The organism is Priestia sp. YIM B13552 (assembly GCF_042787775.1).
Taxonomy (GTDB): Bacteria; Bacillota; Bacilli; order Bacillales; family Bacillaceae_H; genus Priestia; species Priestia megaterium_E.
In genome coordinates this window covers 464,435-479,170 of record NZ_JBHZOU010000001.1, presented here as the reverse complement: position 1 = coordinate 479,170, position 14,736 = coordinate 464,435, and the positions used below count along the sequence as shown (strand labels likewise).

Here is a 14,736-nt window from a genome sequence, read left to right as displayed (position 1 = left end):
CCGGCGGTGAATTCAAAGAGATTAAGACATAACTACATCAATTTTTTCCGCAGGAGTCTTCGCTTTACCCTTCAAACAGCTAGAAACAGCTACATGAAATCCAGTTCACGATCACAATGAAAAAAATCCGAACGCAGTTGATTCTCAATTAAGAATTCTGGATTTACCGTTCGGATCTTTCTTCAGCTACAATTCATTTGTCGCAGCCTTTTTTTCAGGTTTGTTCACTGTAAAAAAACAGCCGCGGTCTAAAAGACCGCGGCCATATTTTACAATACGTTAAAATATTTCGCTTCAGGATGTGCAAAAACAAGGGCTGTAACAGAAGCTTCTGGTTCCATCATGAAACCGTCTGTTAACTGAATGCCGATGTCTTCAGGTTTAAGTAATTTAAACAGTTTTGCTTGGTCTTCAAGGTCTGGACATGCAGGATATCCAAATGAAAAACGCTGACCTTGGTATTTGGCTGAAAAACGCTCCGCCATTGTAAAGTCAGGCGAATCAGGGAATCCCCAGCGGTCACGAATTTGCTGATGAACACGTTCTGCTAATCCTTCAGCTAGTTCAAGCGCAAGAGCTTGGAATACGTGACTCTTTAAAAACTCGCCGTTTTCTTTGAATTTCGCCGCGCGTTCGCGAATGCCTGTTCCTGCTGTTACAGAGAAGAAACATACATAGTCCATCTCTTTTTCTTTAGGCTTTGCAAAATCAGATAAGCACAGGAACTGTCCTTTTGCTTGCCGAGGGAAGGTAAAGCGTTCAATTTCTGTTTTCTCATCAGCAGGATCATAAATAATTAAATCATTTCCGTCTGCTTGAGCAGGGAAGAACTGATAAATAACCGCTGGCTTAATTAAGTTTTCTTTTAGTGCCAGTTCGAGCAGGTCATCAACGGTTTCTTTTAATTGAACAGCACGCTCGTCTTTTTCAGCAAGCAGCTTATTCACTTTTCCTTTTAGTCCTAAGTGATGGCCTAAAAGCATCTGCCAGTTAATATACGGAAGAACCTGTGCCAAATCGTAGTGTTTCACAACGTGCCGCTTTAAATCAGCCGGTACAAAAACAGGAGCGTCCGTTGAAATGGCGGATCTTTCTAAAACAGCGGTAGCTGCTTGAGCGGTTTGAGGCTGGCGTTCTCGAACTGTTACTTTCTTTTCTTGCCGCGTTTTTAAATCTGCTAAAAGCTGAATAACTTCTTCTTTGTTCTGCAGCTTATTTGCTAACGCTAATCCGTCCATCGCATCTTTGGCGTAGAGGACCGCACCTTCATATTCCGGGGCAATTTTAAAGTCAGTAAATTTACGGGAAAGGGCAGCGCCTCCTACCATAATTGGAACATCAATGCTTGATTGTGTTAAATCTTGGGCAGTTAAAACCATTTGCTGAGCTGACTTTACTAGAAGACCTGACAGGCCAATGATGTCTGGCTTTTCTTCTTTTACTGCTTCAATCAGCTGCTGTGGCGTTACTTTAATCCCTAAATCAATTACTTTAAAACCATTGTTGCTTAAAATGATGTCTACTAAGTTTTTACCGATATCGTGCACGTCGCCTTTAACCGTTGCAAGAATCACTTTACCTTTTCCAGAATCATTTTCAGTTGCCTCCATATGAGGTTCTAAAAAGGCAACGGATGCTTTCATAACTTCCGCACTTTGAAGCACTTCTGCTACAATCAGCTGGTTGTCATTAAACAAACGTCCAACTTCCGCCATCCCCTTCATAAGCGGTCCGTTAATAATATCTAACGGATCATCATATTGAGCTAAAGCTTGTTCTAAATCAGGAAGCAATCCTTCTTTTGTCCCTTCAACAATATACATTGCCAATCGTTCTTCGAGTGTTAGCGTAGAAATTTCTACTTTTGCTTCTTTCTTTTTATCACGATAAAAGTCGGTGAACGTGCTTAACGTTTCATCAGTTGTGTTAAATAATAACGCATTAGCAAGCTCAATTTCAGCTTCTGGAATAGAAGCATAGCGTTCTAATTTTTCTGTATTAACAATGGCATAATCCAGTCCAGCCTGCGTACAGTGATAAAGGTAAACCGCATTTAGTACTTCACGTCCGACTGGAGGAAGACCGAATGACACGTTACTTACGCCAAGAATGGTCAGGCAATCAGGCAGGGCTTCTTTAATCATTTTAATTCCTTTAACTGTTTCTTCAGCAGAACCAATATATTGTTCATCACCAGTCCCTACAGGAAACACAAGAGGGTCAAAAATAATATCTTTTGGATTAAAGCCATGTTTTTCAACAAGTAAATCATGTGAGCGTTTTGCAATCTCTACTTTTCGTTCTGCAGTAACGGCCATGCCTGTTTCATCGATTGTACCGACAACCAGAGCTGCACCGAATTTTTTTACTAGCGGTAAGATTGCATCAAAACGCTCTTCACCATCTTCTAAGTTAATGGAGTTAATAATGACCTTACCTTGCGAGTACGTTAAAGCTTTTTCAATAACTTTCTCGTCGGTTGAATCGATTACAAGAGGAACCTTCACTTTTTTTACAACTTCTTGAATAAACTCCTCCATGTCTTCCATTTCTTCACGGTCCGGATCTGCTAAGCAAATATCAATAACGTGAGCACCATTTTTAACTTGAGCACGCGCAATTTCAGATGCTTCTTCAATTTTTCCTTCCGCAATCAGACGCTTGAATTTGCGAGAACCGATTACATTCGTACGTTCTCCCACAAAAAGAGGGCGCATAGAATCGTCATATACAAGTGGTTCAATACCGGTTACAGCATGGTTATGCTCGGAGCGATCAAGCGAACGAGGAGCAACCTCTTTTACCGCTTCAGCCAGTGCTTTAATATGAGCAGGCGTTGTACCGCAGCATCCGCCTACAAAGTTCAGCCAGCCTTTATCAGCAAACCCTTTAATTTTTTGAGCAAGCAGCTCAGGAGATTCATGATAATTGCCTTCTTCATCCGGAAGTCCAGCGTTTGGATAACAGCTAACTGCTGAAGTGGCTAGGTCTGAAAGAGAGCGAATATGATCCGTCATAAATTCAGGGCCTGTCGCGCAGTTAAGTCCGACTGAAAGAGGCTTCATGTGTTCCAGTGATAAGTAAAAAGATTCGATATCTTGACCAGCGAGAGTTGTTCCCATCGGCTCAATTGTTCCTGAAATCATAATAGGAACTTCGGTTTTTAGTTTTTCAAACGCCGCTGTAATGCCTAGAAATGCGGCTTTTACGTTCAGCATGTCTTGACAGGTTTCGACTAAAAGCAAGTCAACGCCGCCGTCTAACAAACCTCGAGCTTGCTCTTCGTACGATTCTACTAACTCAGGGAATGTAATACCTCCGGTAACAGAGAGAGTTTTAGTGGTAGGACCGATAGCTCCAGCTACGAACCTAGGCCATTCGGGAGTTGAATATTTATCGCGGGCTGCACAAGCAAGCTTCACAGCTTCGATATTCAATTCATACGCCAAGTGACCTAAATCGTATTCATCAAGTACGGTAGATGTTGAGCCAAACGTATTGGTTTCAATGATGTCAGCACCTGCTGCAAAGTACTCTTCATGAATGCGCTGAATGACATGAGGCGCTGTTCGAGTCAAATATTCGTTGCAGCCTTCATATTCTTCGCCGCCGAAATCTTCAGCGGTTAAATCAGCATCTTGAATCATCGTTCCCATTGCTCCATCGATGACGAGTATTCGCTTCTTTAGTTGTTGTTCGATAAGTGAGCTCATTTATATCTTCCTTTCTGATGTAACAAGTTGCTTGTCATGAATATAGCGTGTTAGAATTTCAGTCATTTCATAGCGCATAAACGGCGTAATTAAGTAAATACCGTCAAATAGCTCATATGCTGTATCAATTAAGTTTTTTGCAATCGCAAGGCCTTCGACTTCACCGCGAATCCGGTCATTTCCCGTTGCGTCCATGCGTTCTAGAATATCTTCTGATAATTTAATTCCAGGTACTTCATGGTGAATAAATCGAGCGTTTCTCGCGCTTGTTAACGGCATGATCCCGATGTATACCGGTGTTGTTAAATGTTTGGTTGCTTCATATACCTCTTCAATTTGCTTAGTTGAATAGAGAGGCTGAGTAATGAAATAGTGAGCCCCACAATCGATTTTCTTTTCCAAACGCTGAACGGCTCGGTCTAAGTGACGCACGTTTGGGTTAAAGGCAGCCGCGATGGAAAAATTGGTTTTTTGACCAAGCGGTTTCCCGGAATAAGATAGTCCTTCATTAAACTGAGCGATTAAACTAATCAAGTCAAATGAAGATAAATCGTAGACAGAAGTGGCGCCAGGGAAATCGCCAACTTTTGACGGATCACCGGTAATTGCAAGCACTTGATTCATTCCTAGCGTATGAAGTCCCATTAAATGAGATTGAAGTCCAATTAAATTTCGATCGCGACAGGTAATATGAATAAGCGGTCGTGCTTTTGTTTCTTGCTGCATCAGTGTTGCCATTGCCAAGTTGCTGATGCGAGGTGAGGCAAGAGAATTATCAGCTAATGTAATAGCATCTACGCCGACTTTATCGAGTGCTTTTGCACCTTCTAAAAATTTCGTCGGACCCAGCTGTTTAGGCGGATCTAGCTCGACGATAACCGAGCGGCGCTTTTTCACAATTTCATGCATATGAGGTTTATCCTGCTGCTCACGCTCTTGAACCGTAACGGCTGGTCTCATTTTAACGACTTTGCTTGTAATCGGAGGCAGGTCTTTTAAGGCAGATGACATTGCGCGTACGTGAGCTGGTGTTGTACCGCAGCATCCTCCAATTAAGCGAACCCCTTGTTCGCGGAATAAACGTGCGCTTTCTACAAAGTAGTCTTCATTCGTTTCATACTCCAGCTTTCCTTCCACATACGCCGGAAGGCTGGCATTAGGGTAAGCAGATAAGAAAGCACGATCAGGAAGCGGTACTTCTTCAAGAGACTGAATCATATGATAAGGACCTAAACGGCAGTTTAGCCCGACAACATCTGCTCCTAAGTCTTCTAATTCTTTTAATGCATCTGCTAAAGGACGCCCATCTTGCAGTACGCCAATATCATGCAGGGAAACGTGGGTAATAATAGGCTTATCCGTTTCTTTTCTTGCCAGTGTAAGAACGGTTTTTAATTCTTCGAAATCATAGTATGTTTCAAACAAAAGGCCATCCACGCCTTCATTTAAAAGCCAAAACATTTGTTCACGAATGCTTCGCTTAACTTCTTCTAAACTAATAGCGTTTTTTTGGAAAGAACGAATTCCGCCGAGTGTACCAACCACGTAAGCCTGATCTTTTGCAGCTTGTTTCGCTAATTTTACACCAGCAACATTGATGTCTTTAACTGAATCTTCTAATCCATAACGGGCAAGTTTTTGATAATTAGCAGCGTACGTATTTGTTTGAATAACGTTTGCACCAGCTTCTACATAGGCTCTGTGAATACGAGAAACCTCTTCTGGTTTGGTGATGTTTAGTTCTTCAAAACAGCTGTCAATACCGTGTGAGTAAAGGAGGGTACCAGTGGCACCATCCCCAATTAAAATTTTAGACTTTAAATCTTCAAGTAACCCCATGTCAAAACCTCCTTAAATTGTTCCGCTTCTATTTCACGAGTGATTCGTTTTATGCAATATGCCGATAAAATAGAAAAAGTCTTCTTAAGAAGAAGACTTTTTTCGCCTTCTTATCTTCCAAGCAATAAATTGCTTGCTGGATTTAGCACCATGTCTCTAACGACTGGTTGCTGAGGTTTCAAAGGGCCAGTCCCTCCACCTCTCATGATAAGAATCAATTGTATATAATTGAAACATATTTTTTTAAATAGAAAGAATACTTATTTAATAATTTATCTGATTTTTAGAAATTATACAACAGTAAATTGTGAATTTCCAGCAAATATTGAGGAAAATTTAAAAGCTAAAGGGAAAATATCCGTATATTTTGTTTGAAAATGACTGTTATGTTAGGGGTTAAGGAGTTTTTGTGAAAAATACAAAAAGAAAATGAAAAATAAAAAATAAACGAAAAGGCACAAGCGCTGGGATATGCGTAGATTTACACGTAAAAAGGCTCGTCTTTTTTTTACCGTTTCTACATATAGTGAACTATGAAGGGTAGAAGGGTGATGGGCATGAAAAGGTGGAAACTCACGCTGCAGGTTGCTGCTACGTATGTAGGCACTGTTGTAGGAGCCGGTTTTGCAACAGGCAAGGAAATAGTTCAATTTTTTACACAGTACGGGGAACTTGGAATGGTCGGGATTTTGGTCAGCGGCTTGTTTTTTATTTGGCTAGGTTCGAAAATGATGCTGCTTTCGCACGCAATTGGGGCTTCTTCTTATCAGCAGCTTAATACATATTTATTTGGTGATGTGCTTGGAAAAGCGGTAAACGGTGTAATGATTGTCATTTTATTTGGAGTAACTTCAGTCATGCTAGCGAGTACGGGAGCAATAGGAAAAGAACAGTTCGGGCTATGGCCTCCTGTTGGGATGATTTTTACAATTGTTTTAACTTATATATTTATCGCCAAAGGAATTAACGGTATTTTAATGGTTAATTCTCTTGTTGTGCCGATGATGCTTTCATTTGCTTTTATCATCTTTGTGCCAAATATCAGCTATTTCTCACTGATTCAAACGAAGCCGGATTTAACGCTCGTCACGCAGTGGAAGTGGGCGGTTAGTCCCTTTTTATATATTTCCCTAAATCTAGCTTTGGCTCAGGCTGTTTTAGTTCCATTAGGAAGCTCCGTGAAAGATAGGAGCGTGATTAAAAAAGGGGCCGTAATAGGAGGATGTGTACTTACGTTTATGCTTGTTTCTACTCATCTTGCCCTTTCCAATTTGCCTTATTCATTTCAACTTGATATTCCGATGAGTGCCGTTGTTAAAAATATCTCAGCGTGGGTGAATGTTTTATTTACGGTAGTTGTGTTAGGCGAGATTTTTACTACATTGATTGGAAATGTATTTGGAATCGCTAAGCAGATTCAGTCATTTCTTCCCCTGAATGACAAACAAGCTTTTGCATTTATTATCTTGGCTTGCTTTATTATTGGGCAATTCGGATATGCCCAGCTTCTTGAGTTTTTGTATCCGATATTTGGCTATATTGGACTAGCTTTTGTATGGATGCTATGTATTAAAAAAGAAAAAATAAGCTAAAAGCTGGATTTTAAAGAATAGATGTGAAAAAACGAAGTTAAATGATGTGACAAGTCGATTTTACTTTGCTATAATGTAAAACAAATAAGACTCTAGCAGTCGAATATATTATCCTTCGGGGTCGGGTGTAAGTCCCAACCGGCGGTGATAAAGCGTATGCTTTTAAGCCCGTGACCCGTTTTCATACGATGTATGTTAGCGGTGGATCTAGTTAAAATCTAGAGCCGACAGTAAAAGTCTGGATGGGAGAAGGATCAGGAAGCACAGTTGTTTTTTTTGTGTTGAATTAATAAGGGACACGCTTGCCTTTTTTAAAGCTACCCTTGTTTTTATACACAAAATATAACTGTTTATTTCGTATACAATTAGCGGAATTTTGCATAGATAAAACTGATTCAGCTCAGCCGACCCTTTGGACATTTGTTCAAGGGGCTTTTTTATTTTCAGTGGTTGGGGGAAAGATAAATATGAAAAAAAAGCAGCTGCTATTTCAAAACGGTATAAGAAGTTGGAATAGCGCCAAGGCAGGTGAAGAAAATGTTCACGGGTATCATTGAAGAAATTGGAAAAATAAAACGTATTCAAAAGGCGACAGAAGCAATTGTTCTTACGATTGATGCGAAGACCGTGTTAGAAGATGTGAACTTAGGGGACAGTATTTCAGTTAACGGCGTGTGTTTAACCGTAACGGCTTACTCTCAAAATGAATTTACGGTCGATGTCATGCCGGAGACGATTAAAGCAAGCACCCTTCAGCTTCTAACCGTTGGATCACGTGTTAACTTAGAGCGGGCGATGGCTGCAAATGGCCGGTTTGGAGGGCATTTCGTTAGCGGACACGTTGATGGAATTGGAACCATTGTAAGCAAAACACGCAAAGGAAATGCCTTTTATTATGAAATTCAAGTCGATCCTGAACTTCGTGAATTTATGATGTTAAAAGGATCTGTTTCCGTAGACGGAACAAGTCTTACTATTTTTGATGTCAGCAACCAATCATTTACTATTTCTCTTATTCCCCATACGGTGCTTCACACAGTCGTAGGAGACAAACAGCGAGGAGACAAAGTGAATATTGAATGCGATATGTTAGCTAAATATATGCATCAGATGATGACAAATAAGTCAACTCCTGGCGCCTCGAATCGTTCAGGTAACATGAAGGATTTATTGCAGCAGCATGGTTTTACAAATTAACAGTGAGGTGAAAGAGATGTTTCATAAAGTAGAAGAAGCCATTGAAGAGTTAAAAAAGGGAAAAGTGGTTATTGTATGCGATGATGAAGATCGAGAAAACGAAGGAGATTTTATTGCATTAGCCGAAAAAACGACGCCTGAGGTTATTAACTTTATGGCTACTCATGGAAGAGGATTAATTTGTACACCTGTTAATGAAGAAATTGCACATAAATTGAATCTTCACCCGATGGTAGCGAACAATACGGATGTACATGGAACAGCATTTACAGTAAGTATTGATCATATTTCAAGTACAACAGGTATCAGTGCATACGAACGCTCTGCTACCGTTATGGCTCTTGTGAATGAAGCGACGGTACCAAGTGATTTTCAACGCCCAGGACATATTTTCCCATTGATTGCAAAAGACGGGGGCGTTCTCCAGCGTGCAGGTCATACAGAGGCTGCTGTTGATTTAGCAGTATTAGCAGGAGGAAAGCCTGCGGGTGTTATTTGTGAAATTATGAATGAAGATGGAACAATGGCACGCGTACCGGATTTAACAAAAATTGCAGAGCAATTTGATTTAAAAATGATTACAATAAAAGATTTGATTGCCTACCGCCGCAAACATGACCAGCTTATTAGCCGTGAAGTAGAAGTGAGCTTACCTACGGCATTTGGTGAGTTTAAAGCTGTAGGATATACAAATAAACTTGATAATAAAGAACATGTGGCTCTTATCAAAGGTGATATTGATCATAATAGCCCCGTTCTCGTTCGCGTTCACTCTGAGTGTTTGACTGGAGATGTGTTTGGTTCTGAACGCTGCGACTGCGGTCCTCAGCTTCACGCAGCTCTTACGCAAATTGAAGAAGAAGGACGCGGCATTCTGCTGTATATGCGTCAAGAGGGCAGAGGGATTGGCTTATTAAATAAGCTAAGAGCATATAAGCTGCAGGAAGAAGGATACGATACCGTAGAAGCGAATGAAAAACTCGGGTTTGCTGCAGATTTACGAGAGTATGGAATCGGTGCTCAAATCTTAAAAGACCTTGGAGTCAAACAAATGAAGCTTTTAACGAATAACCCTCGTAAAATTACCGGGCTAAAAGGCTACGACCTTGAAGTGGTCGAGCGAGTACCTCTTCAAATGCCGGCAGTGGATGCCAATAAAAAATACTTAGATACAAAAGCTAAAAAATTAGGTCATTTATTACATTTATAATTTTACACTTTTTTTCGTTATAACAAGTGAAGCTAATTCATGAAAAGAAATGTAAATAACTATATATTAATACTAGCAGGAGGAACAAAAGATGAATCATTTATATGAAGGAAATTTAGTAGGCACAGGATTAAAAATTGGAATCGTGGTAGGGCGTTTTAATGAATTTATTACAGGCCGTTTACTTAGTGGAGCAGAAGATGCGCTCAAACGTCACGGCGTAGCTGATGAAGACGTAGACGTGGCTTGGGTGCCGGGCGCTTATGAAATCCCATTAATCGCCAAAAAATTAGCTGAATCTAAAAAATATGATGCAGTGATTACGCTAGGAACCGTTATTCGAGGAGCTACTCCACACTTTGATTTTGTATGTAATGAAGTAGCAAAAGGCGTTGCATCTCAAAGCTTACAAACAGGCGTGCCAATTATCTTTGGTGTATTAACGACTGAAACAATTGAGCAAGCAATTGAACGTGCAGGAACAAAAGCAGGAAATAAAGGATGGGAAGCTGCAGCATCAGCTATCGAAATGGCTAACCTTTCAAAAATGATTGAAGGATAATAGATACGATTTCAGTTTTTATAAGCTGAAGAGTTAAAAGAGGCTGAAACAAAAGTATGTTAGTTAAAGAAAGATCCGAACGATGAATCGTTCGGATTTTTTCATTGGTAGGGTGAACGCAGGTTTCGTGTATGTAGTGGCTTCTAGCTGTAGATTAAAGGGTCAGGCGAAGACTTCTGCGGGAAAAGCGGAAGAAGTGTGACCCTGCAGAAGCGGAGGAGGCGAGGAGGCTTCGCGGCCGCCTGTGGAAAGCGAAGTCTTGCTCGGAAATCAACTGCAGTGTAAAAAGCGATCCATACTATCTTATGTATCCCGTTTGTTCGTCTTTAGATTGGATTGATGTAGTTATGTCTCAAGCTCTTTTAAATAGAAGCTAGCTATGTATAATTTGGCTAAAACGTCTTACTCTAAGTAATAATTAGGTCGTAAAAGGGAGACGTCTATGCCTCATTATACTGCTTTTTTTGCATTGATTATTATCAGCACAGCCGTTTTGCTTACAGTATTCATACGTAAAAAAGATAAAAAGCTAGTCGTTTTGCTTTTTTTTATCATTGGAATGGCTTATATACTAGAATATGTTGTATTTGTGTTGTTTGAAAGTTACGATTACGATCCCGATTTTATGACCAATGAATATTTTGATAATTTGTTCGGGTCCTTAACTTCTCAAGCGTTTGCTTTTCCAATCATGGCTATGGTGGTAGCTGCTTATCAATTGAAATTTCGCTATATTTTAATTATTTCAGCTATGTTTATGGGGATTGAAGAATTATTTTTACACTGGGATATTTATACACATCACTGGTGGAAAACAGTCTATACAGGCGCTTTAATGACTATAGGCTTTAGCATTTCAAAGATTTGGTATGTATGGCTAACAGAACGGTATATGACATTTGTGCATTACGCTACATTTTTTCTCGGGATGCTCGCCATTACTTCTACTATTATGTTTATGCTGTTAGCATATTTTCATAATAATTGGTTTTATACAGGATGGTTTGCGTCGGCTACTCATGATTCCGTAAATGCAACGATGATTTACGTTTGTGTTGTTACGGTTCTCCTCGTTTGGAGTGTAGCCAAAGAATTTTTTGTTGGAGCTGCAATGATTATAGCGGGGCTGCGTATAGTAGATATTTTACTGATTCACTATGGGGTTTTGCTGGTATCTATTACCACTTCACTTGTTCTTTTTACGCTTCTACAAGCGGGTGCATTCATTCTGAGCGTTATGCTTCAAAACTTTATTATGAAAAATTGTTATGGGACAAGCAAAAAAGACGTTGCGTTTCCAGCGAAGAACTACTAAGATAATACGTAACTCAAATAGTTTAGTTCAATAATATTTGAAACAAAGAAAAATGAATTGACGGTTATGCGTATTATTTGTAAGATAGGAAAGCAAATAATAGAAAGCCGAAACAGGGGAGTGAAGGATTCGTGAAAGAGTCCTTTTTTGTAGAAAAGGTACTTAATAATAATGTATTAATTGCTAAACACCTTACCTATGATGAAGTTGTGCTAATTGGGAAAGGAATAGGGTTTAATAAGAAAAAAGGCGATGAAATCGATGCAAAAGCCGTGGAGAAAATGTTTTTGTTAAAGAGTGAAGAAGAGCAAGAACAATACAAGCAGCTTTTAACGCAAGTGGATGAAGACGTGATTGAAATGATGAATGATATTGTAACGCACATTCAAAAGCGTGTTAACATTCCTTTGAATGAGCACATACACATTTCATTAACGGATCATATCGCGTTTGCGATAAAACGTTTTCAGCAGGGAATGGGGCTTAAAAATCCATTTTTACTTGAAACAAAAGCTTTATATCCAGAGGAATATACGATCGCATCTGAAGTGGTAGAAATTATTAGTCGCAAAATAGGCGTGCAGCTTCCAGTAGGAGAGATTGGTTTTATTGCGCTTCATATCCACAGTGCGCTGACTGAAAAAAACCTCCTGGAAGTGAATCAAGACTCGCAGCTTATTCAAACGATTATTAATGTGATTGAAGAATCGCTTCATCTGCGGGTAGACAAAGAATCTGTGCACTATATGAGATTGATTCGTCATTTGCATTTTGCGATTGATCGAGTAAAAACAGGAGAAAAAATAGAAGAGCCAAAAAAAATTGCTTTGCTATTGAAAGAAGAATATCCCCTGTGTTACAATGTGTCTTGGAAAGTGATAAAAGTAATGCAGCAAGCGTTACATTTACCTGTGTATGAAGCAGAAGCCGTTTACTTAACGATGCATCTGCAGCGACTTATAACAAAAACGGATTTATAAAATCATTTCAATACGTGTTACTGATACGATCAGGCATGAGTGAGAAATGAAGCGATGTGTAATTGGATGAGTGTATCCATTTATCGTTTCTTTTTCCTCATGCCTTTTTTTGTTATAAGAAAGCGCAATCATTGAAGGCTTCGCCTCAGGATACCAGGAGATGTAATAAGTTTTCTAGTTAAAGAAAGCGTTTTATGAAAGCGCGTTAATGATTCACGTATCAAATAAATAGCTTGTTGCACACTAAATATATAAAAGGAGGTAAGCGCCATGTTTAAAAAACTTTTTGGAGTATTACAAAAAGTCGGAAAAGCGCTTATGTTACCGGTTGCGATTTTACCGGCAGCAGGGATTTTACTTGGAGTAGGGACAGCGCTTCAAAACCCTACATTGTTGGATGCAGTACCGGCACTTGGTGCAGACTGGGTTCAATTGGTTTCAAATGTTTTGTCGCAAGCGGGTCAAATTGTATTTGACAACTTATCGCTATTGTTTGCCGTTGGTGTTGCCGTTGGTTTAGCTGGTGGTGACGGTGTAGCAGGTATTGCTGCAATCGTAGGCTACTTGATTATGAACAAAACGATGAGCACAATCTTAGTTGCTACAGGACAACTAGATCCTGACAAAATGGGTGCCAATCCAGCTTACACTAGCATCTTAGGAATTCCTACGTTAGCTACAGGTGTATTCGGGGGTATCATAGTAGGTATTTTAGCTTCATCCATGTATAATCGTTATTTCAATATTGAATTACCATCTTATTTAGGGTTCTTTGCAGGAAAACGATTTGTACCAATCATTACTGGGGTATTTTCAATTGTTTTAGGTGTTATTATGATTTTCATTTGGCCGCCAATTCAAAGCGGATTAAATGCTTTCTCTACTAACATGATTGATGCAAACCCAACTTTATCAGCGTTTGTATTTGGATTGATTGAACGTTCATTAATTCCATTTGGACTTCATCACATCTTCTACTCTCCGTTCTGGTTTGAGTTTGGTGATTACGTTAATAAAGCAGGTCAACATATTCACGGTGACCAAAAGATTTTCTTTGCCCAATTAGCAGATGGCGTGCCTTTAACAGCAGGAACATTCCAAGTTGGTAAATTCCCGTTCATGATGTTCGGATTGCCAGCAGCAGCTCTTGCGATTTATCACGAAGCTCGTCCTGAAAACAAAAAATATGTAGCTGGTATCATGGGTTCAGCTGCTTTAACATCTTTCTTAACGGGTATTACAGAGCCGCTTGAGTTCTCATTCTTATTCGTAGCACCAGTACTATTTGCAATTCACGCAGTATTTGCTGGTTTATCATTTATGGTTATGCAATTATTAAATGTTAAAATCGGTATGACATTCTCAGGTGGAGTTATCGATTACGTTCTATTTGGAGTTATGCAAAACCGTACAGCATGGTGGCTAGTTATTCCAGTAGGTTTAGTTCTAGCAGTTATTTACTACTTCGGTTTCCGCTTTGCAATCCGTAAATTTAACTTAAAAACACCGGGTCGTGAAGATAAAGAAGAAGGAGAAGAAGATGTAAAAGTAGAAGCAGCAGAGCTTCCAACAAATGTTTTAGCTGCACTTGGCGGTAAAGAAAACATTACACATTTAGATGCTTGTATTACGCGTCTGCGTGTATCCGTAGATGATGTAGGTAATGTTGATAAAAGCCGCTTGAAAAAACTTGGAGCAGCTGGTGTTCTTGAAGTTGGTAACAATATTCAAGCTATTTTCGGTCCGAAATCTGACACGTTAAAAGGTCAAATTCAAGACATTATGAATGGCAAAACACCGGTTGTCACAAAAGAAGAGACAAAAACAATTGAAAAACCTGTTGCAACATCTGGAGTAGGAAGCGATAATGGTAATGATATTGTTTCACCGATTGAGGGAGAATTGGTACCTTTATCGGAAGTACCAGATCAGGTATTTTCACAAAAACTAATGGGTGACGGTTTTGCGATTATTCCGAAAACAGGCACAGTAGTTGCACCAGTGGACGGAAAAATAGTAAACTTATTCCCGACGAAACATGCTTTAGGTATTGAATCAACGACTGGACGTGAAATTTTAATTCACGTTGGTATTGATACAGTTAATTTAAAAGGCGAAGGTTTTGAAGCTTTAGTTGCCCAAGGCGATGAAGTGAAAAAAGGACAGCCTCTATTGAAAATTGATTTAGACTTTGTAAAAGAAAATGCGCCATCGACGATTACGCCGATCATTTTCACGAATTTACAAGCTGATGAAAAAATTGATATCTTAAAGCAGGGCCAAGTTTCTCAACAAGAAGCAAATATTATTAACATTTCAAAGTAAAAA

Annotated in this window: 9 protein-coding genes and 2 riboswitches; of the genes, 7 read left to right on the top strand and 2 right to left on the bottom strand. The window is 39.5% G+C overall.

The annotated features are described in order from the left end of the window. Positions 1–269: 269 nt before the first annotated feature. Both metH and ACFX40_RS02400 read right to left on the bottom strand, forming a co-directional pair. Entirely contained in the window at positions 270–3,713 is a 3,444-nt protein-coding gene (gene metH, locus ACFX40_RS02405; protein WP_028407914.1) for a methionine synthase, read from the bottom strand. After that, on the bottom strand, positions 3,714–5,552 hold the full coding sequence (locus ACFX40_RS02400) for a bifunctional homocysteine S-methyltransferase/methylenetetrahydrofolate reductase (protein ID WP_014461038.1): 1,839 nt from the start codon (positions 5,550–5,552) through the stop codon (positions 3,714–3,716). 107 nt (positions 5,553–5,659) lie between these two features. Continuing rightward, a riboswitch (SAM riboswitch) is annotated at positions 5,660–5,766 on the bottom strand. A gap of 343 nt (positions 5,767–6,109) precedes the next feature. Here ACFX40_RS02400 and ACFX40_RS02395 point away from each other — a divergent pair. The 7 genes from ACFX40_RS02395 to ptsG all read left to right on the top strand — a co-directional run bounded on the left by ACFX40_RS02395 (position 6,110) and on the right by ptsG (position 14,733). Beyond that, a complete protein-coding gene (locus tag ACFX40_RS02395) occupies positions 6,110–7,144 on the top strand; it encodes a YkvI family membrane protein (RefSeq protein ID WP_225049647.1) in 1,035 nt (344 codons plus the stop codon). 107 nt (positions 7,145–7,251) lie between these two features. Continuing rightward, a riboswitch (FMN riboswitch) is annotated at positions 7,252–7,402 on the top strand. A 279-nt stretch (positions 7,403–7,681) separates the two neighbouring features. Next, on the top strand, positions 7,682–8,341 hold the full coding sequence (gene ribE, locus ACFX40_RS02390; protein ID WP_013056005.1) for a riboflavin synthase: 660 nt from the start codon (positions 7,682–7,684) through the stop codon (positions 8,339–8,341). A 16-nt stretch (positions 8,342–8,357) separates the two neighbouring features. Beyond that, positions 8,358–9,551 (top strand): bifunctional 3,4-dihydroxy-2-butanone-4-phosphate synthase/GTP cyclohydrolase II, encoded by a 1,194-nt coding sequence (locus tag ACFX40_RS02385; RefSeq protein ID WP_028407917.1) that lies wholly within the window; start codon positions 8,358–8,360, stop codon positions 9,549–9,551. Positions 9,552–9,642: 91 nt separating this feature from the next. Next, positions 9,643–10,113 carry a 6,7-dimethyl-8-ribityllumazine synthase gene (gene ribH, locus ACFX40_RS02380; RefSeq protein ID WP_013056007.1) on the top strand — a complete coding sequence of 157 codons (471 nt, stop codon included), beginning with the start codon at positions 9,643–9,645 and terminating at the stop codon, positions 10,111–10,113. A 442-nt stretch (positions 10,114–10,555) separates the two neighbouring features. After that, a complete protein-coding gene (locus tag ACFX40_RS02375; RefSeq protein ID WP_028407918.1) occupies positions 10,556–11,428 on the top strand; it encodes a hypothetical protein in 873 nt (290 codons plus the stop codon). Positions 11,429–11,559: 131 nt separating this feature from the next. Further along, positions 11,560–12,408 carry a glucose PTS transporter transcription antiterminator GlcT gene (gene glcT, locus ACFX40_RS02370; RefSeq protein WP_028407919.1) on the top strand — a complete coding sequence of 283 codons (849 nt, stop codon included), beginning with the start codon at positions 11,560–11,562 and terminating at the stop codon, positions 12,406–12,408. 270 nt (positions 12,409–12,678) lie between these two features. Further along, positions 12,679–14,733, top strand: coding sequence for a glucose-specific PTS transporter subunit IIBC (gene ptsG / locus ACFX40_RS02365; RefSeq protein WP_377253978.1), 2,055 nt, complete (start codon positions 12,679–12,681; stop codon positions 14,731–14,733). The last annotated feature ends 3 nt before the right edge of the window (positions 14,734–14,736 follow it).